General features: G+C 37.6%; 2 protein-coding genes. Both read left to right on the top strand.

Annotation, left to right across the window (positions count from 1 at the left end; all coding sequences use genetic code 11):
• Positions 1 to 89: 89 nt before the first annotated feature.
• Positions 90 to 1,604: a glycosyltransferase gene (locus ACZ9AO_RS26095; protein WP_476111295.1), complete on the top strand. Its 1,515-nt coding sequence runs from the start codon at positions 90 to 92 to the stop codon at positions 1,602 to 1,604.
• The coding region (locus ACZ9AO_RS26090; protein WP_476111293.1) for an RIO2 family protein at positions 1,591 to 2,344 on the top strand (754 nt) is incomplete at its 3' end. The genes ACZ9AO_RS26095 and ACZ9AO_RS26090, both read left to right, overlap by 14 nt.

Here is a 2,344-nt window from a genome sequence, read left to right as displayed (position 1 = left end):
TTAGTCCATGCGTACCTAGAGAGTCCTGCATAATATACTTGAAAAGGTCCAGGAAATTTGCTTACTATGCATGAAAGGAGATCATTTATTTGCACACAGTTATGCATTTGAATTTAAGAGTTGATCCGACCCAATATATCCCACAGATTCGAGAAGTTCCTGATTATGATTATATTCATATGGTACGACAACCTAAGTATATGATAGATCTTTCCCTTTTAAATGAGAAGGTTCATTATCTCAATGAAGTTTTCTCGCCAAAAGAATATGTCAAAAGAAATAATATCTCCCTATTACATGCTCATCATGGCCAATTAGGGATGTTATTACTTCCTTTTAAAGAGGAAACAAACCTTCCGTTGGTAACAAGTATTAGAGGCAGGGATGCAACCCTGGCTAATCAGCCCATTGGCTATCTAGATAACATGAAAATGCTATTTGATCGAGGGGAGCGTTTCTTCCCAGTTTGTCAGTATTTAGCAGATAGGTTAATTGCTTGGGGTTGTCCTTCAGAAAAAATCAGAGTGTTATATGGGGGCGTTGACCTTAACGAATTCAAATACCGGGCACCACATAAAGGGGATTCTCAAAACATTCTATCCATCGGTAGGTTGGTGGAAAAAAAAGGACACCACATCTTAATGCAAGCTTTCCAAAAAATCAGAGGTAAATTTCCAAATGCAACCTTGACGATTATCGGTAGAGGGGGGCTTGAAGAATATCTCATTTCATTGGCAAATCAACTTAATTTAGGAGACTCTTTTCGCCTATTAAACCATCTGCCGAAAGATCAAGTACGAGAACAAATGACCAATGCAGATATATTTTGCGCCGCGAGCTTAGAAGCTGCCGATGGAGATGTAGAAGGTATACCTAATACATTAAAAGAGGCTATGGCGATTGGAGTACCGGTGATTTCGACCAATCATGCCGGCATCCCTGAATTAATAACAAATAACAAAGAAGGGGTTTTAGTACAAGAAAACAATGTAGATGAACTGGCAGGAGCTCTTGAATTTATGCTATCTAACAGAGAGATATGGGAAACATATACTGAAGCGGCTCGTCAAAAAGTAGAACAAAAATTCAACCTCGCCCAACAACTTCAACAACAAGCTGAATTTTATGATGAACTTGTAGCCCCTTATAAAGTAGGTAAACGATATTTAATAACACCGCGCCAAATAGATAAAAAAGTCCTAAAGGAGACTCCACAGCCTCAACAGCAAGGTAAGTATGATGGCGAAAGGATAGTGCCTAGAAAAAAAGCCGAATTAGCCAAAAAAGCCCTTATTTATATGCAACAGCTACAACAGCTTCAAGGGCTTCAAGAGTTTCCACAGCTACAACAACTTAAACAGTTTCCACAGCTACAACAGCAGACTAAAGATAAAGTCAAAGATGAACTGGTAGCATCTAATACAAATGAAAAAAAAGCAAAAGTTCAACAGAGAGCTAAGGATCATGATGAAAAAATAGCTTCTCGTAAAAAAGAAAAAAAGGCTCATAAAGCCGAAAAAGTCAAAAAAGCACTATATAAACTTCAAAAGTTTCAACAGCAGGCCATAGATGAGCAGTTAGGAGGAAATCATGGAGGACTTTAAAACCATTACTGTTATCAAAGGTGAAAAATCTTTGGAAATTCACAATCCAACTACCTATTCGCTGATTGGAATGGGTGCTCAAGGTGCAGTTTTTCAACTTTCAGAAGATAAATGTGTAAAAATCTATTCAGACCCAATACAAGCGAAAATGGAGGAAGAAGCTCTTGCAGCTGGAAAACATCTACCCTTTATGCCTTTGGTATATGATACAGGACCAAACTATATAGTCATGGAATATTTTAATGCCCCGACCTTAAAAGAATATCTGAGAAATTGTACCTATATCCCTGATTCTATAGTAAAGAAACTTCTCTATATATTAAAAGAATTAAAACAAGCAAAGTTCACCATGATAGATGCCCCCCTACGCCATATTTTTGTCGTCGGTAATGAGGAACTTAAGGTGATTGACCATGTGAATTCCTTTAAAAGGATACACCCTGTACCATTAAAATTATTAAGAGATTTAAAAATAATCCTTTTAAAGGACTCGTTCCTAGATCAAGTGAAAAAGCTTGAACCGGACACCTTCAATGAGTGGGAAGGTTATTTCAATCAAAATAGTTTGGACTTTAGAAATATTCCAGTCCACTCAGGAGGTTCAGGTAATGGAGTGAAAGTGGATAGCGCCATAACACAAACCCTCATTGGAAAAGGGCATCAAGGTGCTGTTTATCGAGTGTCTGAAGAGACATGCGTTAAACTTTACGGAAAAACTGAACATGCAAATCAGGAAAAAA

Source organism: Peribacillus sp. TE19612, assembly GCF_056279465.1.
Note: the sequence above shows the minus strand (reverse complement) of the source record. Positions and strands in the feature narration are given on the sequence as shown.